Source organism: Salinibacterium sp. GXW1014 (assembly GCF_044769865.1).
In the GTDB taxonomy this organism is placed as follows: Bacteria; Actinomycetota; Actinomycetes; order Actinomycetales; family Microbacteriaceae; genus Homoserinimonas.
In genome coordinates, this window is record NZ_JBIZWA010000001.1 from 869,439 (window position 1) to 893,670 (window position 24,232).

Sequence of the window (24,232 nt, forward strand, 5' to 3'; positions counted from 1 at the left end):
CGCTTACCAGCGGTTGTGCACGTGCTCCGCGAAGCCCAGGATGCCGTCGAACTCGACGCGCTCGCCCTCCCCCGTCGTGAAGCTGCCCGCCCAGTGCCCGAAGACCTGGTCGGTGGATGCCGCGACGATGCCGAGGTTGGTGCGGCTGACCTTGTCGTAGAAGGGCGTCAACGTGACATCCAGCCCACCACCGGTGAGGCGCCAGGGGCGGAGCCAGTCGCCGATCGTGTAGTCCCAGGTGAGTTCGGTGCTGATCTTGTGCATGCGCCCGTCGATCTGCACGCCATTCTCGGTCGATGGCGTACCGAGGGTCCACTTGCCGCCCACCTGGATGCCGATCGTGCGGCCGTTCGAGACGCCCGAGCCGGCACCCCAATTCCAGGTCACGTCGTAGGGCCAGCGGCCGCGACCGTGATCGAGCACGGCCCACGATTCGCCGTCGGGCAGCGGATGCTCGACCCCGTCGACCGTGAGGGTTCCGCTGGCGGGGCGCGCGACATCCTTGACCGTGTACTGGAAGCGGGAGTCGCTCCACGGCACGACAACCGCCAGGCATTCGTGCCCCTCCGGCTTGGCGGCGACGATGTCGAACGATGCCCCATCGATCGTCCCCCGCAGCCGCGTGCCGCCCGGTACCTCGTCGATCTCGATCTGCAGCCCCTTGGCGACCGCGCGCACGGGGGTGTCACCGAGCGACGGTCCAAGCGAGACCCCGCGGGCCGGGATGACGGTCGCGTTCTTGCTGCGGGCCGTGAGGGTGCGGCGATCGAAGACCCAGACCTCGTGCACAGCCGCGTAGTCGATCGACGAGGCGGTGAGGGCGATGAGGTGGGTGGGCGTCGTGACGCTCCAATACTCCCAGCGCTTGTTGCGACCCCACGCCTTGCCCGTGCCGATGCCGGAGGTGTCGACGAGCGAGGTGCGCGCCCAGCCGACCGCGTCCCTGTTGAGACGGCCGTCTGGGCCTGTGAGGGAGACCGGCTCCGTGAGTTCGCGTTCCATCAGTTTCCTTCCCCGGCCGCGGCCCGCAGCCTGTCGTTGACCGCACGTACGGCATCCTCCGGCAGTTTCACGACCCGACGGTCGTAGGTGACGAGCCCGTTGACCTCGTCCTCGACATCCGAGAGCTGCGTGTAGACGACCGCAGCGAGTCCCCGCGTGATGGCGGGCTCGATCTGTCGCTCGTGCAGCTCGCGGAACGCGGCCTCCAGCTTGTCGGCAGTGTCGTAGCGACGGTAGCCGAAGACGCGCGAGCCCCACTCGTGGCCCTCGACGGGCAGGCTGTAACCGCCATACTCGGTCAGGGCGAGCACGCGCCCATCGGGTCGGCGCGGCGCCCGCACCTTCGTGAAGTAGATGTGCAGACTCCGCAAGTCACCGGCGCCCTGGTCGTGCCATCCGCTCGCGTGGTCGATCGTGCGGGTGGGGTCGAGCGTGCGCACGAGTTCGGCGATGCGCGCCGCGTCGAACTGCCCCCACGCCTCGTTGAAGGGCACCCACATCGCGAGCGACGGCACGCTGCGCAGGTGCTCGACCATGTCGACGAGTTCTTCTTCGAAGTGCGCGCGGCCACGGGCATCCGCTCGGGAGAACACCCGATACCAGCGGTCAGGCAGGCGCGGCGAAGCGATCACGGGTGCGGTCACGACGGCGGGACTGTAGGCGCCGCCGCCGTTGACGGCGTCCTGCCACACGAGCATCCCGAGTCGGTCGCAGTGGTGGTACCAGCGCAGGGGCTCGACCTTGATGTGCTTGCGCAGCATCGTGTAGCCGAGGCGCTTCGCGAGGGCGACGTCGTATTCGAGGGCCGCATCGCTCGGCGCCGTGTAGCCGCCGTCGGGCCAGTAACCCTGGTCGAGCAGGCCGACATGCAGGTAGGGCGCGCCATTGAGGGTGAGCCTCGGATGCCCGTGCTCATCCTTCGCGACGCCGAACGATCGCATCCCGAAGTAGCTGCCCACGCGGTCTTCGCCGAGGGTGACCGTCACGTCATAGAGGTGAGGATCCTCAGGCGACCATGCGCGCACCGGCTGCGGGAGACGGATGCGCGTGGCCGCGTTCACGGGAATCGTCGCCGTCGCCACGACCGCTCCCCCGTCGAGCACCTCGACCGTGGCGTTCTCGCGTGCGTGGGAGCTCTCGACCGTGACCGCGATCTCGCCGGAGTCGAGGTGGGGCGTGAGCACGAGGCGGTCCACGGCGGCGTGCGGCACCCGCTCGATCCACACCGTCTGCCAGATGCCCGACTGCGGCGTGTACCAAATGCCGCCGCGCTTCGACGACTGCTTACCGCGCGACAGCCACGACGTGTCGCTCACGTCGCGCACGGTAACAACGAGTTCGTGCTCCGCGCGGCCGCGCATCGCCTCGGTCACGTCGAGCGTGAAGGGCAGGTACCCGCCCGTGTGGCCGCCCACCTCGACGCCGTTGACGCTCACCCGGCACGACTGGTCGACCGCCCCGAAGTGCAGCAGCACCCGCCCCTCGCCCGGCTCGAACTCGAGCGTGCGGCGGTACCAGAGCGTCTCGGCCTCGCCGAGGTGTCGCCCGACCCCCGACAGCGGCGTCTCGGGCGAGAACGGCACGACGATCTCGCCGTCCCACTCGCCCGGCACCGACGTCGGGTCGGCAACGTCAAGCGGGTCGGATGCCTCGAAGGGCGTGATCGCGTAACGCCACCGCCCATTCAGATTGAGCCATCCGTCGCGCACCAACTGCGGCCGCGGATACTCGGGCAGGGGCGCGTCAGCGTCGAGCTCGGCGCCCCACGGCGTCGTCAGGGTCACGCCTCGACCTCCCGAGACTGCGGCTCGGGCATCCGTCGCAGCACGAGGGCCGGGATGATGACGAGCACTGAGACAATGGCCGCAGCCACGAACATCCACGGCGTCGGCACCTGCTTCTCGACGCCGAGGTCGATGTAGGTTTCGTTGGCGCCGATGATGACGGCGGCACCGATGAACGGGCCCACCACCATGGGGATCAAGACGAGCGCGATCATCCGCAGTCCCTGTGTCATGCCGACGCGGTCGAGGGGTGTCGCATCGCGCACCGAGGCGGAGAGGGATGCCGCGGTCAGCATGAAGCCCGCCATCATGACGATGCCCGCCGCGATGACGGAGAGCATGTCGCGCACGAGCGCCATCGCAATGAGTCCGACGGCCATGATCATGATGGCGGGGATGATCGCGCGCACCTTGCCGACGCGGTCGATCACGCGACCACCGAGCACGCTGACGACTGACGCAACCGTCAGGACGCTCGCCAGCACGATCGCGTACCCGTCGATCAGCAGGTACCGCTGGATGTAGATGATGAGGTACGGGATGAAGATCTGCGTGCTCACGCCCAGCACGGCCGTCGCGATGAGCAGCACATAGAGGCGCGGGTTCGCGCGCACCGAACTCGGGCGAAGACCGTGGATGAGGGATGCAACGTAGCCATCGCTCGTCGTCTGGATCTGTGCCGGCTCCTTGACGAGGAACCAGGCGACCACGCCGACGACCGCCGTTGATCCGCCGACGATGCCGAAGAACAGGCCCCACTCCCCCGCCTGCGTCAGGCCGTCGAGCGCGCCGAACACGACGAGCATCGACAGGAGCGGCATCACCGCGAGCACACCGTCGACCCGGCCCCGGTTGCGGCTCGTCGTCGACTCGGTGACCCAGGCGTTGAAGGCGGCATCGTTCGCGCCGCTGCCGAACACCGTCATGATGCAGTCGAGCGCGATGACCGCGACGACGGCCAGGCCGACGGCCTGGGCTGCCTGTGCTCCCGCATCCGGTTGGATCAGGCCGAACGCGGCCGTCGTGAGGCCCCACAGCACGTAGCCGATCGCGATGAAGGGCTTGCGCCTGCGCGCGCGGTCGGACGCCGTGCCCAGGAACATCGTCGCGAGCGTCGCAGCGACAGCGGATGCAGCCACCATGAGCGCGATGACGGTCGGGTCGGTCGTGATCGTGTTGTAGACGAACACGTTGAGGTACATGTTCTCGACGGTCCAGGCGAGCTGGCCGACGAATCCGACGAGCACGACGGTCGCCCACACGCGGGGCCCCACCGGTTCGAGTCGGGCAGCGGCAGGCGTGGTCACAGTCTCGGTCATCGGCATCCTCGCTGATGTGCGGCCCCCGGCCGGTGGATATATCGAAGCGATCCTATTGGAGGGGCGGATGCTCGGGGCGCAGCGGCACGGACGCGAAAACCCCCGGCAACCAATGAGGTTCCGGGGGTTTCGATTTGCGCGGAGACGAGGGGATTTGAACCCCTGGTCCCCTTACGGGGACTCCACCTTAGCAGGGTGGTGCACTAGGCCGGACTATGCGACGTCTCCAGTTGCTCGACCCATCATAGCGGCATGCGGCCGAGACTCCGATTCGAGGGCGGGAGCGTCAGTGGCGGTTGACCTTGGCACACGTATTTTGCGCCGCTGACTGGCCAAGGAGACCCTCGATCGGTTCGGGTGCCGCCGGCGTCGCCGGGTCCGTGGGGGTCGCCGGATCTGCGGGCGTCGCGGGGTCGGCCGGAACCTCGGGCGTCACGGGATCGGTGGGAACCTCAGGCTCCGAATCGACCGAACCGCGGCCCGTCTCGGACGGGATGACCGGCTCGTCGTTCTGGAGTCTCTCCATGAGCTCCTCCGCGACGGACTTTATCGGCGCGACCTTTCCCTCATAGACGCCGCCAAGCCCAGTCGTGCTCGGGTACTGCACGAACGTGATGCGGTCGAGGCTCATGTTCCTGAACACGCTCGCCATCGACACGAGCGTCGTCACGTTCGTCATGCTGTTGGAGAGCGTCATGTTCTGCGTCGCGGCGTTCGCGAGGCGGTAGATCGTGGTGGGGTCGTCGAGCACGCCCTCAGACGTCACCTTGCGGGCGAGCGCCGAGAGGAACACCTGCTGCGAGCTAATGCGGCCGAGGTCGCTGCCGTCGCCGACACCGTGGCGGCTGCGGAGGAAGGCAAGCGCGTCGTGGCCTACAAGCGTGTGCTCGCCCGCCGTCGGCAGGTTGATGCCCGAGAGCCGGTCGACCATGGGGCCGGTCGTGCAGACGGTAACGCCGCCGACCGCGGTCGACATGTAGACGACGCCCGTGAAGGTCGTCATGGCCGCGTAAGGGATCTCGAGGCCCGTGAGCTCCTCGACCGTGCGGACGACGCAGTTAAGCCCGCCGTGCGAGAGTGCGACGTTGATCGGCTGGGCCGACATCGAGGGGAGGCGGCCCTCGCCGTCCTCGCGCTGGCACGCTGGAATCGGCACGACAAGGTCGCGCGGAAAGCTGACCGCAGTCGCATTGCTGTGGTCCTCCGACACGTGCACGAGGATGTTGACGTCATTGAGGCGGCCCTGGCGGTCGCGACATCCGCCCTCTGCCTCGCACTCATCACTGCCGACGATGAGCACGTTGAAGCCGCCCTCGGCTTCGCCGATCGCGGGCGGCGGGGCCTCGTTCTCGCCCTCAAGCGCGACCGAGGTGATGCTCGACTGCAGCTGCTGCACCGTCAGGCCCGCGACCGCGAGACCGCTGATGAGCAACACGACGAGGGATGCCCCCACGAGCTTCAGGAGACCGACGAACGTCCCCGGAGTGTGCAGGCGTCCGTGACGTGCAATCACGCTTGGCGCTGCACGCGGCGTCGTTCGGGTCACGCTGTCTCGCCTCCTGCAGTTCGGGCAATGGCGGAGGGCGTGGGATTCGAACCCACGAGACATTTCTGCCCACTGGTTTTCAAGACCAGCTCCATCGGCCGCTCGGACAGCCCTCCCGGAGTCTCCCCCGACCGCCGATTCTAACGGATGCCCGGCGGAACGCTACCCGTCGCGAGCGACAGTCGCGAGGGTTGCCGCCAGACCGTCCTCGTCGTCGCGGCCCGTCAGCTCGTTGGCCGCCGCCTTGACCTCGTCGGGCGCCTGCCCCATCGCGACGCCACGACCCTGCACGGCTGCCCACTCGAGCAGCTCAAGGTCGTTGCGGCCGTCACCGACGGCGATGATGCGCGACCGAGGCATGTCGAGCCACTCGCGCACGCGTTCCATGCCGGTGGCCTTGTTGACGCCGTCGGGGGCGATGTCGAGCCAGGCGGTCCATCCGATGTTGTAGCTCACCTTGTGGAGGCCGATCTCCTCGACGATGCTCAGGAACTCTTCCTGCCCGTGCTCGAAGGAGAGCACGACGACGCGGGTGGCCTCCACGTCGAGCAGTTGCTCGAACTCGACCTGCTCGCTCGAGATGCCGAGGGATGCGTTGGGAAAGTCGCCGACATAGCGGTAGTGCCCGTGCTCATCCTCGACCGCGAAGCTCGCGCCCTCGAGCCGTTCGTAGATCGCAGTGAGCACACCGGTTGGGTTGAAGGTCTCGACGTGGGCGCGCGTGTAGCCGAGCGGGGCATTCGGGTCGCGGCGCAAGGTGACGGCACCGTTCGAGCACACGAGGTACTCCGGCGCGATCTGCAGCTGCTCCACGACCGGGAGCGTCATCGACGCTGCACGGCCGGTCGCGATCATGACCTCGTGCCCCGCATCACGGAGGCGTGCCACCTCGGATGCGACGGCGGGAGTGATCGTGCCATCGGCCAGCATGATGGTGCCGTCGACGTCGAGAGCGACGAGCCACGGGGCATCCGTCGTCGGGGTCGGCGTTGGCGCGGTGGCCGTTGCGGGCGCGTCGGGCGCGGGAATCGTGTCGGGAACGTCTTGCTGCTTTACGGGGTCGGTCACTGCTTGATCGGCTCCATCGTTTCGAGGCCGCCGAGGTAGGGGCGCAGCGCCTCAGGCACGCGCACCGACCCGTCGGCCTGCTGGTGTGTTTCGAGAATTGCGACAAGCCACCGCGTCGTTGCGAGGGTGCCGTTGAGGGTGGCGACCGGCGCCGTCTTGCCCGACTCGCCGCGTGAGCGGATGTCGAGGCGACGCGCCTGGTACGTCGTGCAGTTCGAGGTGCTCGTGAGCTCGCGGTAGGTGCCCTGCGTCGGCACCCACGCCTCGATGTCGAACTTGCGGGCCGCGCTTGAGCCGAGGTCGCCGGCTGCGACATCGATCACGCGGTAGCTGAGTTCGCAGGCCTGCAGCATCTGCTCCTGGAAGCCGACGAGGCGCTCGTGCTCCGCCTCCGCATTCTCGGGCAGCGCGTAGCTGAACATCTCGAGCTTGTTGAACTGGTGCACGCGCAGGATGCCGCGGTTGTCCTTGCCAGCAGACCCGGCCTCGCGGCGGTAGCAGGTCGACCATCCCGCGTAGCGCATGGGACCGCCCGAGAGGTCGATGATCTCGTCCGCGTGGTAGCCGGCGAGCGCCACCTCACTCGTGCCCGTCAGGTAGAGGTCGTCGGCGGGGAGGTAGTAGATCTCATCGGAGTGCTCGCCGAGAAAGCCCGTGCCGGCCATGACCTCGGGGCGCACGAGCGTCGGGGTGATGAGGGGCACGAAGCCCTCCGCGATCGCCTTGTCGAGGGCCATGTTCATGAGCGCCAACTCGAGCCGGGCGCCGATGCCGCGCAGGAAGTAGAAGCGGCTGCCCGAGACCTTCACGCCGCGCGGGATGTCGATCGCGCCGAGCAACTCGCCCAGCTCGGCGTGGTCGCGCGGCTCGAAGTCGAAGCTCGCCTTCTCCCCCACCTCGCGAAGGGTGACGAAGTCCTCCTCGCCGCCCGAGGGCACGCCCTCGATGATGGGATTCTGGATGGCGCCAGCCAACCTTGTGAACTCGGCCTCGGCATCCGCCGTCACCGACGCAAGCTCCTTGACGCGTGCGGCCATCTGCTGGGCCTTCGCCAGCAGCGCCTGCTTCTCGTCACCCTTCGCCTGCGCGACCTGCTTGCCGAAGGCCTTCTGCTCGGCACGCAACGACTCCGACTCCGAGATGGCGCTGCGGCGGCGCTGGTCGGCGGCGAGCGCCTCATCGACCAGCTCGACGGATGCGCCGCGCGCTCGCTGGGAAACTCGGATGGCATCGGGGTTCTCACGAAGCAGCTGCGGGTCAATCACCCTCCCAGTCTATTCGGGCGTGTCATGACGTAGCTTGGGAGTCGTGGCAACCTCAACTCGACGCGCGGCCGTCGTCTACAACCCCATCAAGGTCGACATCGACGCGCTCCGCGAGGTGGTGGCGATGGTCGAGGGGCAGGCGAACTGGGAGGAGACCCTCTGGTTCGAGACGACGGTCGATGACCCGGGCGTCGGCCAGACCAGGGAAGCCGTCGCCCACGGCGCGAGCGTCATCATGGCGGCTGGCGGTGACGGCACGGTCCGCTGCGTCGCCGAGGGACTCCACGGCACGGATGCTCGGCTCGCCCTCCTTCCCTCCGGCACCGGAAACCTGCTCGCCCGCAACCTCGACCTCACCCTCGACAACCTCGAGCACTCGGTCGGTGCGGCCTTCTTCGGCAAGGACCGCCCCATCGACCTGGGCCTGCTCGAGGCGGAACGTGAAGACGGCTCGCGCGACAAGTTCGTCTTCGTCGTCATGGCGGGAGTCGGCCTCGACGCGCAAATGATCGCCAACACCAACCCCGAGCTGAAGAAGAAGGTCGGCTGGCTCGCCTATGTCGACGCGATCGCACGCTCGCTCCGCGGCAACCACCGACTGCGCATGCGCTTCAGTGTCGACGATTCCCCCAGCCGCGCCATGTCGGCCCACACGGTGCTCATCGGCAACTGCGGCTCACTCCCCGGCAACATCCTGCTGCTGCCGGAAGCCGCCGTCGACGACGGGATCTTCGATGTGGTCGCACTGCGCCCCAAGGGGCTCGTCGGCTGGGTGCAGATCTGGGTCAAGATCGTGTGGGAGAACGGCGTGTTGCGCCGCACCCAGGTCGGCCGCAAGCTCCTCAGCTACACGAAGGAGGTGCGCACCCTCCGCTATATGAAGGGGTCCACCTTCGTTGCCCGTCTCAGCCGGCCCGAGGAGTTCGAGCTCGACGGCGACGAGTTCGGCAAGGCGGTCGCGTTCAAGGCATCCGTCGAACCGGGCGGGCTCGTCGTGCGGGTGCCCGCGAACGCCTAGCGGATACCCAGCGTCACTACACTGTGCGCATGTTCACGCCGGAACTCGGGTCTACCGTCGCGGTCATGCGCGCCTCGCTGCCGAAGCTCAACCCGAGCGAGCGCCTCGTGGTTGAGCAGATGATCGCCGATCCCGGCGGGATTCCTGAGCTGGCGGCATCTGATCTCGCTGCCCGATGCGGCACGTCGGCGGCCACCGTGATCAGGGCGTGCCAGGCGATGGGCTTCAAGGGCTTCCAACACGTGCGCACGCTGCTCGTGCGCGACGCCGGGGCTGCGGCTGCCGCTGGCGAGTCGCTCGTGCTCGAGCAGGCCGGCATTGCTGGGCGCGCGGCACGGCAGCTTCGCGAGACCGCGTCGCTGCTCGAGGGCGCCGCGAAGGCGATGGACGCGGGGATCATCGAACGTGCCGTCTCGCTGTTGTCCGAGGCGCGGCGAATAGTGCTGATCGGTTCCGGGTCGTCTGCCGCGACGGTGCAGGCGCTGTCGCTGCGTTCCGCGTTCTCTGGCATTGCGGTCGAGGCGCCAAGTGATCCCGTAGTGCAGGCGCTCACCTGTCGCCTGCTCGATGCGAATGACGTGTGCCTCGCCGTGAGCGACTCCGGCATGACACCCGCGACGGTCACCGCCGCTGAGGCCGCGAAGAAGTCGGGCGCATCGGTCATCGCCGTCACCGGTTACGCGAGGTCTCGGCTGGCGCAACTGGGGGATGTCACGGTGACGGCTGGCGTCGCTGGGGCGTCGTGGCAGCACTCGGTGCTCGCCAGCAACATGGTGCAGATGGTGATTTTGAACGCGATGCAGCTTGAGGTGGCATCCCGCCGTTCGGTGCTGGAGCGCTCGACCGCGCTCGCGAGCGAGGAGATCTTCGAGAGCGTTCTCCCCGAGCCTGAGGGTGAATCGCCCCTCGGCTGATCCCTGTCCCAGTCTTCAACTCTGGTTCGCGCTGCCTTCACTCTCCGTTCACCCTCACAAAGCACGCTCACGGTGAAACGTCATTGCATGACTTACGCAGACGTGAAACGCCGATACAGGGAGCACTATGGGACGCATCGAGATCGAGAACCTCAGCCGGAGGTTCGCGAAGACGGTCGCCGTCGACCGCGTCAGCCTCACCATCGACGACGGCGAGTTCCTCGTCCTCCTCGGGCCGAGCGGATGCGGCAAGTCGACATTGCTCCGGATGCTCGCCGGGCTGCTTCCCGCGACATCCGGTCGCATCCGGGTCGACGACCGCGATGTGACGGCAGAACCAGCACGTGGTCGCGACCTCGCAATGGTGTTCCAGAGCTACGCGCTCTACCCCCACCTCACCGTCGCCCAGAACCTTGCCTTCCCCCTGCGCGCCCGGCGCCGCCCCCGCAACGAGATCCGCGATCGCGTCCAGCGCACCGCAGAGAGTCTCGACATCGCGCACCTGCTCGAACGACGCCCCAAGGAACTCAGCGGAGGCCAGCGCCAGCGCGTCGCCGTCGGCCGGGCACTCGTGCGAGACCCCCGGGCCTTCCTCATGGACGAACCGCTCTCAAACCTCGACGCGAAGCTGCGCACCGCGACCCGCCACGAACTCGTCTCGCTCCACCGCCGCCTCGGCGCCACCTTCGTCTACGTCACTCACGACCAGGTCGAGGCGATGACGATGGCCACCCGCATCGCCGTGCTCAATGCGGGCCGCGTCGAACAGGTCGGCACCCCTGACGAGATCTACCACCGCCCCACGAGCGTCTTCGTCGCCGGATTCATCGGAAGCCCCCCGATGAATCTTCTGCCAGCGACCGTCACGAGTCACGCCGGAAGCGTGCGAGTGGAAGGCAACAGCTTCGGCGGCACAGTGCGCGCGGGCGAGAGCCCCGAACTCTTCGTCACGCTCGGCGTGCGACCCGAGCACCTCCACGTCGGCCCGCTTCCAGCCGGAGCCGAGGGCATCGCGCTCGACGCCACAGTGTCGTCGATCGAGAAGCTCGGACACGAGACGCTCGTGCTTGCCTCGGTCGGCGACCGACCCGTCGCCCTCCGCACGCGTCCCGGCACGCAGTTCGACGAGGGCACCCCCCTCGCACTGCACGCACTCGCGACTGACACACACCTCTTCGATGCCGCCACCGGCATCCGCCTCGAATGGGTCGACGACGACGTCGAGGCTCGCCAACTCACGACCGCCCTCTCCTGACCCGCTCCACCCCTCACTGAAAGAGATCCATGGGAACCATCCACAAGACCACCGCGCTCACGGCCCTCGGCGTCGTCGCTGCGCTCACCCTCGCCGGCTGCACCGCTGGCGCTGGCGCCTCGTCGAGCGCCGACGCCGCCCCCGCATTCGACCCCGACAAGCAGTACGACATCGTCTTCGAGAGCTACAACCTCGGCAACGCCACCTGGGAACCGACCATCCTCGAGCTCATCGAGCGCTTCGAAGCGAAGTACCCCAACGTGTCCGTGACGGCGCAGGCCAGCGGCTCCGACTCGACCGCCGCAGGCGGCACCGCGCAGAGCGTGCAGCGCCAGGTGCTCGCCGGTAACGCGCCTGACGTCGTGCAGATGACGTTCGACACCATGGCCTACGCCGTGAGCGACCTCCAGGCGAAGCCGCTCGACGAACTCTTCGGCACCGATGCGATCGACGAACACTTCGGCGGTGAGTACCCCATGCACGAGAGCGTGCGCGACTTCGGAGCCTCCGGCGACCACGTCTACGGCATCCCCTATGTGCTCTCGACGCCGATGTTCTACTACAACGAGAGCGCGCTCGCGGAGATCGGCATCACCGACCCCGACTTCTCGACCTGGGAGTCGGTTGCCGAGGTCGCCAAACAGGCGACGGCCGCTACCGGCACACCGTCGCTCAGCGTCTCGTGCTTCGACCCCGTCGGCGAATGGTGTCTACAGTCGATCTTCCGCAGCAACGATGCCCGCGTCCTGAGCGAGGATGGCTCCACAATCACCGTGGCGGCGCCTGAGGCCATCGATGCGCTCAGCGGCTTCCAGCAGATGACCGCGGACGGCACGCTGCAGAACGCGGACTTCATGGCCCAGGTAGAAACCTTCGCCGGCGGCAGCACCCTCATGCACGTGAACTCCGCGTCCATGCAGAAGTCCTTCGAGGGCGGCGCATCGGCAGGCGGTTGGTCGCTCAGCGCGGTCGGCATGCCCGGATTCGCCGGTGAGGAAGTCATCCCGACGAGCTCCGGCTCAGCCCTACTCATGTTCTCGCAGGACGCCGACAAGCAGGCTGCCGCGTGGGAGCTTCTGAAGTTCATGACGAGCGAGGTCGCCTACGAGGCCATCTCCCCGCTCGGCTACCTCCCGCTGCGAACCGGTCTCATCGAAGAGGGCGCCCCGCTCGCTGAATGGGCCGCAGGCAACTCGCTCCTCACGCCGAACCTCGAGCAACTCGACCGGCTCGAGCCCTGGGTGTCCTTCCCCGGCACCAACTACGTGCAGGTGACGACGGCGATCATGGATGCGACCGAAGCGATCGTCTACAACGGCGCCGATGCCAAGTCCACGTTGACCGAGGCCGCCGAGCGCGCCCAGGGACTGATCTCCAAGTGACCTCCCAACTCGTCCTGGAGGGGGGCCCCGCGCGGGTTCCCCTCCGGGGTACCTACAACCTGCGCACCGTCGGGCCGTTTCCGAGCATCCACGGCGCCATCCAGGCGGAACGCCTCTACCGCTCCGACGCGCTGCACGCGCTCGACGATGCGGCCCGCAACGCGCTGGCGGAGCTCGGTATCCGCAGGATCGTCGACCTCCGCTCCGACGCTGAGGTCGCGCAACGCCCCGACCGGCTCCCGGCCAACGTCGACTACGTGCACCATCCGCTCCTCCTCGTCTCGCCCGAGAACGCCGGACAAGAGGAACTCACCCTCCCCCGCCTGTACCAGCGGATGGTTGAGCACGACGGCCGCCTGCTGGCCTCCGCTGTCGCCCTCCTCTCCACCCACGAAGGGGCAGTGCTCGTCCACTGCACCGCCGGCAAGGACCGCACCGGTCTCGTTGTCGCCCTCGCCCTGCTCGCGGCAGGGGCAAGCACCGACGACGTCATCACTGACTACGCGCAGACCGAAGCGCACCTCGTCGGCGAATGGACCCAGGGGATGCTGCGGGACCTCGCCCGCGCAGGCATCGCCGCCAGCGAGCGACTCGTCCAGATCCTCAACGGCAGCCCGGCCGAGCTCATGGCCGACACGATCCGAAGCATCGAGACGAGCCACGGGAGCGCGCAGGACTACCTCCTCGACCACGGCCTGGCAGAAACCGACCTCGACGCGCTCATCGCACACCTCACGACCCCGCGCCCCTGATGGGAGACCCAGTGAATACCCTCACCCTCGAAGCTCAGTATGGCAACCCGACCCACACGGTGCTGCACCTCAGCGACACCCACCTGGTGGAACACCGGCGCCCCCTCTACGGCGCGATCGACAGCGACGCGCAACTCGCCGCGCTCCTCGACAGGCTTCGCAACTCCAGCATCCGCCCCGACGCCATCGTGCTCACGGGCGACCTCGCAGACCACGGAGCACCCGACGCCTACGAGCGGCTTCGGGCCGCACTCGACCCCGTCGCCGCGGAATACGGATGCCCGATCGTCTGGGTCATGGGCAACCATGACAACCGAGGGGTGTTCCGCGAGAAGCTGCTTGACGAGGCATCCACCGACACGACGCCGATCGACTCGGTCACGACCGTCAACGGCCTGCGCCTTATCGCGCTCGACTCGACCGTGCCGGGGCACCACCACGGCGAGATCGACCCGGAACAGCTCGAATGGCTCACCCACGAGCTCGCAGTGCCCGCACCGCACGGCACCCTCATCGCCCTTCACCACCCGCCGGTCCCCACGCCCCTGCCACTCCTGCAACTCGTCGAGCTCCGCCGCGGTGAGCGCCTCGCGGCCGTCATCGCGGGCACCGACGTGCGGGGCATCCTCGCGGGCCACTTCCACTACTCGACCACGAGCCTCCTCGCGGGTGTGCCCGTCTCGGTCGCAGCCGCAACCTGTTACACGCAGGACCTCCTCGTCGCGGCCGGTTACACGCGGGCCCAGCAGGGTGGCGCCGGGGCAAACCTTGTGCACGTCTACGCCGACCGAGTCGTGCACTCCTCCGTGCCGCTCGAACTCTTCGACACCGTCTACGAGGTGACGCCGGCCAATATCGCCGCGCTGCTCGGCCAGGGCGGCGACGCCCCCGACCTCATGAACAGCTGATGTTCGCGCCCACACCCAGCAACACCTCCGCGCCCGCGAGCGAACCTGAAGACGAAGGGCCACGCGCGCGTCGCCGCTCGGTCCGCGTCGCACCGTACCTCTACGTCGCGCCAGCTCTCCTGCTGCTCGGCATCTGGACCTACCGGCCGCTCATCGAGACAATTCAACTCTCGTTCTACGACTGGAACATGCTGCCCACGAGTCCGAAGACGTTCGTCGGCGTGCAGAACTACCTCGATGTGCTCGCACTGCCCGACATGCAGCAGGCGGTCGTGAACACGGGCGTGTACGTGCTCGCCGCCCTCGTCTTCCTCGTCGCCGTCCCCACCGTCATCGTGCTCCTCGCGCGGGGCATCGGGCGGCGTGCATCCATGGCATACCAGGCCATCATCTTTCTGCCCTACCTCATGACACCGGTCGCGACAACGGCGGTATGGCGCTGGCTCTTCGCCGAGGAGACGGGACTCATCAGCCGCTGGGCCGCTGGCGTCGGCGTCGACCTCGGCAATGTGTTCCGCGACCCGGACCTCTCCCTTTGGGCCATCATCGCCATCCTCGGCTGGCAGATGATCGGCTTCGGGGTGCTCATGGTCACGGCCGGTCACACCGGAATCAGTCCCGACTACGCGGCGGCCGCGTCCGTCGACGGCGCCACCGAGTCCTACACGGTCAGGCGAGTCATCCTCCCCCTGCTCTCGCCGACACTCGTGTTCCTGGGACTCATGTCCATCCTCCTCGTCGCCCAGTGGTCATTCCCACTCATCGACATCCTCACGGGAGGCGGCCCAGGGGCATCATCGACAAACGTCTACCACGTGCTCTACGAATATGGCTTCCAGAGCTTCGACTCCGGCATCGCCGCAGCGGCCGGCACCCTCTTCTTCGTCGCCTTCGGCCTCATCGCCACACTCTTCGTGGAACTGAGCGAGCGCGTCAGCTTCTACGACGACTAAGGACACACCATGGCATTCACCCTCGTGGCCCAACCCGAACCCACCACAGATGCGGCACCCGTCAGGCAGCGCACCTCGCCGCTGCAGCTCGGGCGCATGTCGCTCGCGCACTTCGTCATGGCGGTCGTCGCCATCGCGAGCGTCTTCCCAATCGTGTGGCTGTTCGCGACCGCCGTCGCACCCGCGGCAGCGATCCTCACGGGAGACGTATTCTCCGGCAGCCCCACCCTCGACAACCTTCGCTACGTCTCGGAGGCCATCCCGCTCGCGCAGATGATGGTCAACTCGTTTCTCATGTCGGTCGCGATCACGGCGGCGCAGCTCATCGTCGCCGTCTTCGCCTCCTACGGCTTCGCCGTGTTCGAGTTCCCCGGCAAGAAGGCGCTCTACCTGCTCTTCATCGGCTCCTGGCTCGTTCCCTTCCAGGTCACGATGATTCCCAACTACGTGCTCATCGCACAGATGGGGATGCTCAACTCGATCCTCGGCATCATCGTGCCCAACCTGTGCTCGGCTTTCGCCGTCATCATGCTGCGCCAACACATGCGAGGCATCCCGCGTGAACTGCTCGAGGCATCAACCATCGATGGCCGCAGCAGCTGGGGCACCCTCTGGCTCGTCGTAGTCCCCAACCTCAAGGCCGCCCTCTCCTCACTCGCCGTGATCCTCTTCATCTCGGCGTGGAACGAATACCTGTGGCCCGTGCTCGTCATGCAGCAAGAGACGAGCGTCATCCAGGTGGGCATCCGGTCGTTCCTGAGCGCCGAAGGCAACAACTGGGGCGCAGTGATGGCGGCGAGCGGCATCGCCTGCCTGCCCGTCTTCCTGCTCTACGTGTTGCTGCAGCGACAGGTCGTCGACGGCTTCGTGCGATCCGGCCTCAAGTAACAGCGCCGGGCCACCCGATCAGCACAGCGCCCTCAACGTCACGCCTCGGGCACTGCCGCCTTCTGCACAGCGGATGCCACAGCATCCGCCACCCTCGGGTCGAGCGGCGACGGCACGATGAAGTCGGCTGCGAGATCCTCGCCCACCAGGTCGGCGATCGCATTTGCGGCCGCGAGCTTCATGGCGGGCGTGATGCGGCGGGCGCGCGCGTCGAGGGCACCGCGGAAGATGCCCGGGAACGCGAGCACGTTGTTGATCTGGTTGGGAAAGTCGCTGCGGCCCGTCGCCACGACCGAGGCGTAGCGGGACGCGACATCCGGAAGCACCTCGGGGTCGGGGTTCGACAGGGCGAAGACGATGGCACCCTCGTTCATTCCCTCGAGGTGGGCCTCGTCGACCTTCGCGGAGGAGACACCGACGAAGGCATCGGCACCATCGAGCGCTTCGCGCGTGCCGCCCTCGAGTGCGTTCCGGTTGGTGATGGATGCGTAGTGGGACTTGATGCCACCGAGGTCGGCGCGCGACTTCGAGATGATGCCCTTCGAGTCGAGCAGCACGACGTCGCCCACCCCCGCCGCCAGGAGGGCCTCCGCGATCGCGATACCAGCGGCACCCGCGCCGCTGATGACGACCCGCATGGCGGAGAAGTCCTTGCCGACGACGCGCGCCGCGTTCGTGAGGGCCGCGAGCACGACGACTGCCGTGCCGTGCTGGTCGTCGTGCATGACGGGGCAGTCGAGCGCCTCGATCAGCTTCTCCTCGAGCTCGAAGCAGCGGGGAGCCGACACGTCCTCGAGGTTGACGGCGCCGAAGCTCGGGCGCAGCCGCACGAGCGTCTCGACGATCTCATCGACGTCGGTCGTGTTGAGCACGAGCGGGATCGAGTCGAGCCCGCCGAACTCGCGGAACAGCGCGCTCTTCCCCTCCATGACGGGAAGGGATGCTGCGGCGCCGATGTCACCCAGGCCGAGCACGGCCGTGCCATCCGAGACCACGACGACCAGGCGCGACGCCCACGTGTGCGTCGCGTGCATGCCGGGGTCGTTCGCGATCGCGCGGGAAACCTTCGCGACGCCGGGGGTGTACGCGATCGACAGTTCGCGCTTGCTCGTCAGCGGCATCTTTGAGACGACGGAGAGCTTGCCTCCCTCGTGGGCGGCGAAGATCTCGGCGTCGGTGATGTCGGTCGTGCTGGTGTTGATGACGGCGTCAATGGTCATGGAAGTCTCCTCAGAAGACATGGAGCAAGAGGGGCGAGTGATGGCGGCGACAGTGAGCGCGATGTGCCAGAGAATCGAAGCCCTCCGGTCGGGCCTGTGGGCCTCGCCGGAGCTCCGTGCCCGCGGTCCTCAGTGAAGTGCCGTGGGGCGTTCCAGATCTTGCACTCTACCGGATCGTGCGGTGGAGGAGCACGATGACCTCGTAGTGGCCCGTGTGCGGGAACATGTCGAGCACCCGCGCCTGGTGCGGCGTGAACGATGGCATCTGCGCGAGGTCGCGCGCGAGCGATTCGGCGTTGCAGCTGGAGTAGATGACCGTCCGCACCCGCGACGACTCCAGCATCTGAGTCAGGTCGGGGCCGATGCCGCGACGGGGTGGGTTGACGATCACGAGCTCGGGGGCGTCGGCGCTGTCGTCGAGCGCGAAGGCCGCAGCATCCATCGCCCTGAACCGGGCGTCGATTCCGGATGCCTCGGCGCTCGCCTGCGCCGCGACGACCGCCTCCTCGCTCACCTCGACCCCCACGACGGTGCGGCTCGGCGCCGCGCAGTGGAGGGCGAAGCCGCCCACCCCGCAGTACAGGTCCCACACGCTCGCGGGAGCCGCGGCATCCACCCACTCGGCGGCCTGCGCGTAGAGGGCGCGCGCGACCTCGGTGTTGGTCTGGAAGAAGCTGCGCGTGCGCAACTGCAGCTCGACGACCCCGAGCCGCATGGGGAGGAAGTCGCGCTGCGTGAGCACGATCTCCTCGTCGCCCTCCAGCACGGCCTTGTGCTCTGGGTGAATGTTGACGGATGCCACGGCGAGCCGCGGGATTGCGGCCTGTAACCAGTCGAGGTGGTTGCGCACGACCTCGACGGCACGCCGGTCGGCGACGACGACGCGGAGCATGAGCTCGGCATCCGGTGACACCGTCACGATGAAGTACTTGAGCATGCCGCGCCGCAGCGGCACGTCGTAGGGCTCCAACCCGGAGCGGGTCACGAACTCGGCGAGCGCCGGAAAGCTCGACGCGAGCTCGTCGGGGTAGAGCGGGCAGTCCCGCAGGTCGATGCCGCCGCCCTGTCGGTCCAGGATGCCGAGGGTCGGCTCCGCGATGGAGCCGCCGACGACAAGTTTCGCCTTGTTGCGGAACCCCTCCTGGGCACTCTGCACGGGCGGCAGCCATTTGATCGCCGGGTCGAGTAGTTCTCGCACGCGCTGCTGCTTGGCCGCGAGCTGCATAGCGTAGGGCTGGTCGAGCAGCGCGCACGAACGGCAGCGGTTCGCGTCGAAGTGGTGGCAGTCGATCGCGACCGAGTGGGTCACAGGCGTCGCCGTCATCGGGGCTCGGGATGCCGCTGCGCCGCGATCGCTCGCCGGCGCCAGGCGGCCGCGTGCCAGAACAGGAGGCCGACGATTCCCACGAGCCCTGCCGTGACCGCCGAGGGCCCGACCATATAGCCGAACTGCCGGATGAGCACCTCAACGGGCACGCTGTCTCCGCTCCAGCCGTAGTTCATGCTGGAGTTTGCCCAGTAGACGAGCCAAGCGCCACCCACTGTGAGTGCGGCTGACATGATCGACGCCGCCGTGATGAAGGGATTCCGGCGAGGTTCTTCGTACTCGATGAGCTCCCGCTCGACGGCCTCGGAGGGTGCGGCGGCGGGTGCCGCTGCGGGCGGAGTTCCGATGGTCCCGTGAACCGGCGCCTGCCCCTCCGACGTTGCGCCCGGGTCATGCCGCGCCTCGACCCGCGTCTCGCCCCCACCCGCATAGCCGCGCTGGAACACGGCGGGAAACCGCGGGTCCACGCCTGGTTGCTCGCTCATAGGTGGTTCCCCCTCGTTGTCGTGCGCCGCGGCATCCGCTCGACCCTAGTCGTCCGGCTCGCCCGCGATGAGTCCGCGCAGCCAGTCGCGCGCCTCGATGAAGGCGGTGTCTTCGTAGCGCGTGATGACGGCGGGGCGCTTGCCGTCGGCCGCGGGGTACGAGCCCAGGAAGATGACCTTGGGGCTGAATCGCTTGAGGCCGAGCAGCGCGTCGGCGACCCGCTCGTCGAGGATGTGCCCCTCCAGGTCGATCACGAAGCGGTAGCGACCGAGGGCGTCGCCGATGGGCCGCGACTCGATCAGGCTCATGTTGACGCCGCGGGTCGCGAACTGCTCAAGCATCTCGAGCAGGCGACCGGCCTTGTCGTCGGGGAGTTCGGCGATGATGCTCGTCTTGTCGGCACCAGTGCGCGGCGGCACGGGAGCGGTGCGGCTCACGAGCACGAAGCGGGTCACCGCGTTGGGGTTGTCGCCGATGTTCTCGGCAAGCACCGACACGTCGTAGTGCTGGCTGATGCCGGGCGGGGCGATCGCGGCATCCGCCAGTTCGTTGTCGAAGAGGGATGCCGCCGCGGCCACGTTCGAACTCGCCGGGATGTGCGCGTGCCCCGGAAGGTTGGCGCCGAGCCAGCGGCTGCACTGCGCGAAGGCGACCGGATGCGCGTTGATGACCTTCACGTCGGAGAGGGGCGTGCCCGGCCGGGTCACCAGCACGAAGTTCACCGGCACGAGGTATTCGCCCACGATGCGGAGCCCCGGCATGGTGGCGAGCGCATCCTGGGTGGCGCTGACGCCGCCGTCGATCGAGTTCTCGATGGCGATCATGGCGGCCGTGCTGCGCCCCTCGAGCACGTCGGCGAGCGCCTCGCCGGCGTTGTTGACCGGTCGCCAGTTCTTGCCCGCCGCCTCCGGCACCTGGGCGAGGGCTGCCTCCGTGAACGTGCCGGCCGGACCCAGGTAGCTGAAGGTCTCATGTGAGCTGGTTTCGGGCATGCCCAAGAGTCTATTTGTGGGACAGTGTTGTAGTTATGAACAACCGCGCCGGAACCCCCGCCGACGCTGACGACCTCGTGAACGTCTCCGAGCTCATCAGCGCGTACTACAACATCACCCCTGACCTCACCGACCCGGCCCAGAGGGTCGCCTTCGGCACGTCCGGCCATCGCGGCTCCTCGCTCGACGGCTCCTTCAACCAGCAGCACATCGCCGCCATCACGCAGGCGATCGTCGACTACCGCCGCTCGCAAGACATCACGGGTCCGCTCTACATCGGCCGTGACACGCACGCCCTCTCGCGGCCGGCCGAGACGACCGCGCTCGAGGTGCTCGTCGCCAACCGCATCGACGTGCGGGTCGACGCCTACGCCGACTACGTGCCGACCCCCGCGCTGTCGCACGTCATCCGCCGCTACAACGGCTCCGGCCCCATCGTGCGCGGCGGCGTCAACCGCGGCAAGGGCAGCGGGCCCGGCTTCGCCGACGGCATCGTCATCACGCCGAGCCACAACCCGCCGCGCGACGGCGGCTTCAAGTACAACCCGCCCCACGGCGGCCCGGCCGATAGTCAGGCCACCAACTGGATCGCCGCTCGCGCCAACGAGCTGCTCGAGAACAACAACATCGACGTCAAGATGGCGGAGCCGAGCGGCGTCAAGACCTACGACTTCAGGAGCTTCTACGTCGACGACCTCGCGAGCGTCATCGACATGGACGCGATCCGTGACGCAGGCGTGCGCATCGGCGTCGACCCGCTCGGGGGCGCGAGCGTCAACTATTGGGCCGCGATCCAGGAGCGCTACGGCCTCAACCTCACGGTCGTGAACCCGATCGTCGACCCCACGTGGTCGTTCATGACCCTCGACTGGGACGGCAAGATCCGCATGGATCCGTCGTCGCCGTCGGCCATGGCATCCGTGCTGAAGCACAAGGACGAGTTCGACATCCTCGTCGCAAACGACGCCGACGCCGACCGGCACGGCATCGTCACCCCGGATGCGGGCCTCATGAACCCCAACCACTTCCTCGCCGTGGCGATCGAATACCTCTACACGCACCGCCCCGACTGGTCGGCGGATGCCGCGATCGGCAAGACGCTCGTCTCGAGCAGCATGATCGACCGCGTCGCAGAGTCGCTGGGCCGCAGGCTCGTCGAGGTGCCGGTCGGCTTCAAGTGGTTCGTCGAGGGACTCGTCGACGGCAGCATCGCCTTCGGCGGCGAGGAGAGCGCCGGCGCCTCCTTCGTGCGTCGTGACGGCACCGCGTGGACGACCGACAAAGACGGCATCCTGCTGTGCCTGCTCGCGGCCGAGATCCGTGCAGTCACCGGCAAGTCGCCCTCGCAGCTCTACGCCGATCTGGTCGAGCGCTTCGGCGAGCCCGCCTACGAGCGCACGGATGCCGCGGCCACCCCCGAGCAGAAGGCCAAGCTCTCCAAGCTCGACGGCGACGCCATCACGGCCACGGAACTCGCGGGCGACCCCATCACGGCCAAGCTCAGCGAGGCGCCTGGGAACGGTGCAGCGATCGGCGGCGTCAAGGTCGTCACGGAGCGAGCCTGGTTCGCCGCGCGCCCGAGCGGCACCGAGAACGTCTACAAGATCTACGCGGAGTCGTTCGCGGGCCCGGAGCACCTCAAGCAGGTGCAGGAGGAGGCCAAGGCGATCGTCGACGCCGTGCTGGCCGACTGAGCCCTTTCCTAACTCAGGAGTTTCCTGACTTGGGACAGCTAGACGCCCGGCGGGTAGTCGGGTGCGGGCGGCAGGCCGAAGAACTCCTCGAGCGTAGGGGTGCCGGTGGCGCGCAACTCGGCCGCGAGGTCGAGCCCGACGTAGCGGTAGTGCCAGGGCTCGAAGATGTAGCCCGTGACATCCGTCGCCCCTTGGGGATAACGCAGGTGGTAGCCGAAGCGCCACGCGTTCTCGACCAGCCACAGGCCCTCTGGCGTCGTGGCGAAGCACTCCTGGATCGTGCAGGCGCCGTTGGCCGCCATGATGTCGGCCGTGAGGCCCGTCTGGTGCTCGCTGTACCCGGGCATGGCGCTCTGGGCCCGCGCGCGCTCCCGGCCGAGCTGGCCGACGAGCCGGTCGTGGAGTGATACCTGGGTCGCATAGGAGCGATAGGCGTTCTGCACCACGAGCGTGAGTCCGGCCTCAGCGGATGCCGCGGCGAACATCTGCTCCATGGCGGCCGCCGCCTCGGCACGCATGGGGGCGCTGCCGGGCACATTCGCCTGCACGAGGTCGGCGGGTGCGTAGTCGATGGGCGCGAGCGGCCTGAGCTTGTTGTTGACCACCCAGGTGCTCGCAGGGTCGTCGATCGAGCGGGCGCTGCGGTTGAAGAAGGCCTTGGGTTTCTCTGGCTGCGGGGTGGGAGCGAGCGAGGGAGAGCTGCTCGGCGACGCGGATGCCACGGGCGCGACGGTGTCGTTTGGTGTCGGTTTCGCCGCCCACCACACGGTGCCGGCGAGCGCTGCCGTGACGACGGCGACCGCCAGAGCCCCGGCGATGGCGCGGTTGCGTCGCACGCGCGCGCTCGGCCCGGTCGAGGGTCGCTCTGAGGTCATCCGGCCAGTGTATTGTGCGGCTTTCATGGGAGCGCTCCCAAGAATTTTCACCGCTCTGACCTGCGGTTTTCTGATCGAAGATGAATCGATGGTTGACAGCCGCTGGCGGCATGCCTATCGTGAACTCGATTCCTTGGGAGCGCTCCCATGCCCGATCTTGGGAGCGCTCTCACGGAGCCCCTCACCCACCACGCACACAAAGGAGTGACCGTGAAGCTTTCACGAGGCACCACCGCTGGCAGCGTCATTGCCGGCGCAGCAGCGTTTGCCCTTCTCGCCACCGGCTGCGCATCAGACGCCGGCGCGAGCGACGGCGACGTCGAACTCACCATCACCACGTTCGGCACCTTCGGCTACGACGACCTCTACAAGCAGTACGAGGACGAGAACCCGGGTGTCACCATCAAGGCGACCAACATCGACACGGGCGGCAACGCGCGTACCGACGCCTTCACCAAGCTCGCGGCCGGCTCTGGACTCTCCGACATCGTCGCGGTCGAGGAGGGCTGGCTCGGCCAGATCATGGAGGTCTCCGACCAGTTCGTCGACCTGGGTGACCACGGCGCCGACGACGTCAAGGACCGCTGGATCGACTGGAAGCTCTCGCAGGCCACCGACCCCGACGGCCGCATCATCGGTTACGGCACCGACATCGGCCCGACCGGCCTCTGCTACAACGGAGCGCTCTTCGAGGCTGCCGGCATGCCGAGTGACCGCGAGGCTGTCGCAGAGCTCTTCGGCGGCGAGGACGCCACCTGGGAGCAGTACTTCGACCTCGGCAAGCAGTACTTCGACGCGACCGGCAAGCCGTGGTTCGACCACTCCGGCTTCGTGTGGAACTCGATCGTCAACCAGCTTGACGAGGGCTACTACACCGCCGACGGCAAGCTCAACGTCGAGGGCAACGACGAGCTCAAGACCCGCTTCCTCGAGCTCGCCGAGGCTGCCCAGTACGGCCTCTCCGCCGACCAGGCGGCATGGGACTGGGGCGGGGGCAAGGCCTTCGTCGATGGCACCTTCGCCACCTTCGTCTGCCCCGGCTGGATGCTCGGAGTCGTGCAGGGACAGGTCGAGGCCGGCGGCGGCGACGCCAGCACCGGTTGGGACTTCGCTGACGTCTTCCCCGGCGGCGCCGGCAACTGGGGCGGCGCGTTCCTGAGCGTGCCCAAGACCTCGGAGCACCCGGAGGAGGCGGCCAAGCTCGCTGAGTGGCTGACCGCCCCCGAGCAGCAGATCAAGCAGTTCGAGGCCGCGGGAACCTTCCCGTCGACCACGGAGGCGCAGGAGAAGCTGGCCGCGGATGCAACGCCCAACGAGTTCTTCAACGACGCTCCCGTCGGTTCGATCCTCGCCTCGCGTGCCGAGGGCGTCGTCGCCCAGTACAAGGGTCCGCACGACTCGCTCATCCAGGAGAACGTCTTCGGCCCCGCGCTGAAGTCGGTCGACGAGGGCACGAAGGACGGCCCGGCCGCCTGGGACGAGGCCATCTCGCTCCTCAACGAGGTTGTCCCCGACTAGGCAGCCCGAGTAGCACCTAGCAACGGCGCGGGTCCCGCCCTCCGCGGGGCCCGCGCCACCCGCACC

At 67.9% G+C, this 24,232-nt stretch carries 21 protein-coding genes and 2 tRNA genes; 10 read left to right on the top strand and 13 right to left on the bottom strand.

Features of this window, described 5'->3' with window-relative positions:
• Positions 1-3: 3 nt before the first annotated feature.
• From ACIQK7_RS04325 to serS, 8 genes are all read right to left on the bottom strand, one after another.
• Positions 4-1,002, bottom strand: a complete 999-nt coding sequence (locus ACIQK7_RS04325; protein WP_403021668.1) for a DUF2804 domain-containing protein — start codon at positions 1,000-1,002, stop codon at positions 4-6.
• Positions 1,002-2,786 (bottom strand): glycoside hydrolase family 2 protein, encoded by a 1,785-nt coding sequence (locus tag ACIQK7_RS04330; RefSeq protein ID WP_403021670.1) that lies wholly within the window; start codon positions 2,784-2,786, stop codon positions 1,002-1,004. Before ACIQK7_RS04330 ends, ACIQK7_RS04325 begins: the two co-directional genes overlap by 1 nt.
• Positions 2,783-4,105: an MFS transporter gene (locus ACIQK7_RS04335; protein WP_403021672.1), complete on the bottom strand. Its 1,323-nt coding sequence runs from the start codon at positions 4,103-4,105 to the stop codon at positions 2,783-2,785. The genes ACIQK7_RS04330 and ACIQK7_RS04335 overlap by 4 nt, the downstream gene beginning before the upstream one ends.
• Positions 4,106-4,244: 139 nt before the next feature.
• Positions 4,245-4,333 (bottom strand) — tRNA-Ser (locus ACIQK7_RS04340).
• 58 nt (positions 4,334-4,391) lie between these two features.
• A complete protein-coding gene (locus ACIQK7_RS04345) occupies positions 4,392-5,651 on the bottom strand; it encodes an LCP family protein (protein WP_403021674.1) in 1,260 nt (419 codons plus the stop codon).
• A gap of 28 nt (positions 5,652-5,679) precedes the next feature.
• Positions 5,680-5,767, bottom strand: a tRNA-Ser gene (locus ACIQK7_RS04350).
• 46 nt (positions 5,768-5,813) lie between these two features.
• Entirely contained in the window at positions 5,814-6,719 is a 906-nt protein-coding gene (locus ACIQK7_RS04355) for an HAD family hydrolase (protein WP_403021676.1), read from the bottom strand.
• The gene (gene serS / locus ACIQK7_RS04360) at positions 6,716-7,984 is read right to left on the bottom strand and encodes a serine--tRNA ligase (RefSeq protein ID WP_403021678.1); all 1,269 of its coding nucleotides are present in this window, start codon (positions 7,982-7,984) and stop codon (positions 6,716-6,718) included. Before serS ends, ACIQK7_RS04355 begins: the two co-directional genes overlap by 4 nt.
• Before the next feature lie 43 nt (positions 7,985-8,027).
• On the opposite strand from serS, the gene ACIQK7_RS04365 reads away from it, so the two are divergent.
• The 8 genes from ACIQK7_RS04365 (at position 8,028) to ACIQK7_RS04400 (ending at position 16,054) form a co-directional block, all read left to right on the top strand.
• Positions 8,028-9,002 (top strand): diacylglycerol/lipid kinase family protein, encoded by a 975-nt coding sequence (locus ACIQK7_RS04365; protein WP_403021680.1) that lies wholly within the window; start codon positions 8,028-8,030, stop codon positions 9,000-9,002.
• Positions 9,003-9,031: 29 nt separating this feature from the next.
• On the top strand, positions 9,032-9,916 hold the full coding sequence (locus tag ACIQK7_RS04370) for a MurR/RpiR family transcriptional regulator (RefSeq protein ID WP_403021682.1): 885 nt from the start codon (positions 9,032-9,034) through the stop codon (positions 9,914-9,916).
• Positions 9,917-10,043: 127 nt separating this feature from the next.
• Complete coding sequence (locus ACIQK7_RS04375) at positions 10,044-11,171, top strand: ABC transporter ATP-binding protein (RefSeq protein WP_403021684.1); 1,128 nt, start codon at positions 10,044-10,046, stop codon at positions 11,169-11,171.
• A 29-nt stretch (positions 11,172-11,200) separates the two neighbouring features.
• A complete protein-coding gene (locus ACIQK7_RS04380; RefSeq protein WP_403021686.1) occupies positions 11,201-12,553 on the top strand; it encodes an extracellular solute-binding protein in 1,353 nt (450 codons plus the stop codon).
• Complete coding sequence (locus tag ACIQK7_RS04385) at positions 12,550-13,305, top strand: tyrosine-protein phosphatase (protein ID WP_403021688.1); 756 nt, start codon at positions 12,550-12,552, stop codon at positions 13,303-13,305. The genes ACIQK7_RS04380 and ACIQK7_RS04385 overlap by 4 nt, the downstream gene beginning before the upstream one ends.
• 11 nt (positions 13,306-13,316) lie before the next feature.
• Positions 13,317-14,213 carry a phosphodiesterase gene (locus tag ACIQK7_RS04390; RefSeq protein WP_403021690.1) on the top strand — a complete coding sequence of 299 codons (897 nt, stop codon included), beginning with the start codon at positions 13,317-13,319 and terminating at the stop codon, positions 14,211-14,213.
• Complete coding sequence (locus ACIQK7_RS04395; RefSeq protein ID WP_403021692.1) at positions 14,213-15,166, top strand: carbohydrate ABC transporter permease; 954 nt, start codon at positions 14,213-14,215, stop codon at positions 15,164-15,166. The genes ACIQK7_RS04390 and ACIQK7_RS04395 overlap by 1 nt, the downstream gene beginning before the upstream one ends.
• Before the next feature lie 9 nt (positions 15,167-15,175).
• Positions 15,176-16,054 (top strand): carbohydrate ABC transporter permease, encoded by an 879-nt coding sequence (locus ACIQK7_RS04400; RefSeq protein WP_403021694.1) that lies wholly within the window; start codon positions 15,176-15,178, stop codon positions 16,052-16,054.
• A 38-nt stretch (positions 16,055-16,092) separates the two neighbouring features.
• On the opposite strand, the gene ACIQK7_RS04405 is transcribed toward ACIQK7_RS04400, so the two are convergent.
• The 4 genes from ACIQK7_RS04405 to pheA form a co-directional block, all read right to left on the bottom strand.
• Positions 16,093-17,274 carry an NADP-dependent malic enzyme gene (locus tag ACIQK7_RS04405; protein WP_403021696.1) on the bottom strand — a complete coding sequence of 394 codons (1,182 nt, stop codon included), beginning with the start codon at positions 17,272-17,274 and terminating at the stop codon, positions 16,093-16,095.
• 166 nt (positions 17,275-17,440) lie between these two features.
• Positions 17,441-18,598 carry a 23S rRNA (uracil(747)-C(5))-methyltransferase RlmC gene (gene rlmC / locus ACIQK7_RS04410; protein ID WP_403021698.1) on the bottom strand — a complete coding sequence of 386 codons (1,158 nt, stop codon included), beginning with the start codon at positions 18,596-18,598 and terminating at the stop codon, positions 17,441-17,443.
• Positions 18,595-19,086 (bottom strand): hypothetical protein, encoded by a 492-nt coding sequence (locus ACIQK7_RS04415; RefSeq protein ID WP_403021700.1) that lies wholly within the window; start codon positions 19,084-19,086, stop codon positions 18,595-18,597. Before ACIQK7_RS04415 ends, rlmC begins: the two co-directional genes overlap by 4 nt.
• Before the next feature lie 45 nt (positions 19,087-19,131).
• Positions 19,132-20,079, bottom strand: coding sequence for a prephenate dehydratase (pheA, locus tag ACIQK7_RS04420; RefSeq protein WP_403021702.1), 948 nt, complete (start codon positions 20,077-20,079; stop codon positions 19,132-19,134).
• 35 nt (positions 20,080-20,114) lie between these two features.
• Here pheA and pgm point away from each other — a divergent pair, with 35 nt between their 5' ends.
• Positions 20,115-21,773 (top strand): phosphoglucomutase (alpha-D-glucose-1,6-bisphosphate-dependent), encoded by a 1,659-nt coding sequence (pgm, locus tag ACIQK7_RS04425; protein ID WP_403021704.1) that lies wholly within the window; start codon positions 20,115-20,117, stop codon positions 21,771-21,773.
• Positions 21,774-21,811: 38 nt separating this feature from the next.
• On the opposite strand, the gene ACIQK7_RS04430 is transcribed toward pgm, so the two are convergent.
• Complete coding sequence (locus tag ACIQK7_RS04430; RefSeq protein WP_403021706.1) at positions 21,812-22,648, bottom strand: D-alanyl-D-alanine carboxypeptidase family protein; 837 nt, start codon at positions 22,646-22,648, stop codon at positions 21,812-21,814.
• A gap of 210 nt (positions 22,649-22,858) precedes the next feature.
• On the opposite strand from ACIQK7_RS04430, the gene ACIQK7_RS04435 reads away from it, so the two are divergent.
• Positions 22,859-24,166 carry an ABC transporter substrate-binding protein gene (locus ACIQK7_RS04435; protein ID WP_403021708.1) on the top strand — a complete coding sequence of 436 codons (1,308 nt, stop codon included), beginning with the start codon at positions 22,859-22,861 and terminating at the stop codon, positions 24,164-24,166.
• Positions 24,167-24,232: the final 66 nt, after the last annotated feature.

Coding starts and splice junctions, on each gene's coding strand:
- ACIQK7_RS04325 (WP_403021668.1), bottom strand. CDS start 1,002: ATGGAACGCGAACTCACGGAGCCGGTCTCCCTCACAGGCCCAGACGGC.
- ACIQK7_RS04335 (WP_403021672.1), bottom strand. CDS start 4,105: ATGACCGAGACTGTGACCACGCCTGCCGCTGCCCGACTCGAACCGGTG.
- ACIQK7_RS04370 (WP_403021682.1), top strand. CDS start 9,032: ATGTTCACGCCGGAACTCGGGTCTACCGTCGCGGTCATGCGCGCCTCG.
- ACIQK7_RS04375 (WP_403021684.1), top strand. CDS start 10,044: ATGGGACGCATCGAGATCGAGAACCTCAGCCGGAGGTTCGCGAAGACG.
- ACIQK7_RS04380 (WP_403021686.1), top strand. CDS start 11,201: ATGGGAACCATCCACAAGACCACCGCGCTCACGGCCCTCGGCGTCGTC.
- ACIQK7_RS04395 (WP_403021692.1), top strand. CDS start 14,213: ATGTTCGCGCCCACACCCAGCAACACCTCCGCGCCCGCGAGCGAACCT.
- ACIQK7_RS04400 (WP_403021694.1), top strand. CDS start 15,176: ATGGCATTCACCCTCGTGGCCCAACCCGAACCCACCACAGATGCGGCA.
- ACIQK7_RS04405 (WP_403021696.1), bottom strand. CDS start 17,274: ATGACCATTGACGCCGTCATCAACACCAGCACGACCGACATCACCGAC.
- rlmC (WP_403021698.1), bottom strand. CDS start 18,598: ATGACGGCGACGCCTGTGACCCACTCGGTCGCGATCGACTGCCACCAC.
- ACIQK7_RS04415 (WP_403021700.1), bottom strand. CDS start 19,086: ATGAGCGAGCAACCAGGCGTGGACCCGCGGTTTCCCGCCGTGTTCCAG.
- pheA (WP_403021702.1), bottom strand. CDS start 20,079: ATGCCCGAAACCAGCTCACATGAGACCTTCAGCTACCTGGGTCCGGCC.
- pgm (WP_403021704.1), top strand. CDS start 20,115: ATGAACAACCGCGCCGGAACCCCCGCCGACGCTGACGACCTCGTGAAC.
- ACIQK7_RS04430 (WP_403021706.1), bottom strand. CDS start 22,648: ATGACCTCAGAGCGACCCTCGACCGGGCCGAGCGCGCGCGTGCGACGC.